Below are 304 nucleotides of genomic sequence, written 5' to 3' on the forward strand. Positions count from 1 at the left end.
CGGTAGGCGAGGTCGGAGTCGTGCGGGTCGTCGAGCAGTGCTGTGGTGATGCGATCGAGCATCGCGCCGTACTGGCCGATGTCGGTGATGATCTGCTCCATCTGGTAGGCGATCGCCCGAGCCTCGTCCTCAGCTCCCCGCAGGTCGAATGGTCGACGGCGTCCCTCGTTGAGTTCGACGAGTTCGGCGTCGAGTTCGTCGATCTGGCTCTCGATGTCTTCGCGAATTCGTTCCGGATCGTCGGTCACCTGAGTCGCGACCCGGTGCAGACCGGCGGCCACGCCCATGATGGACCCGCCGGTGG

At 65.1% G+C, this 304-nt stretch carries 1 protein-coding gene; it reads right to left on the reverse strand.

The features are described from left to right. Nucleotides 1–304: DUF3375 family protein (locus tag B3T59_RS17025; RefSeq protein WP_287004438.1), on the reverse strand; the 304-nt coding region annotated here is incomplete at both ends.

The organism is Gordonia sp. UBA7860 (assembly GCF_002500165.1).
GTDB classification, from domain to species: Bacteria; Actinomycetota; Actinomycetes; order Mycobacteriales; family Mycobacteriaceae; genus Gordonia; species Gordonia sputi.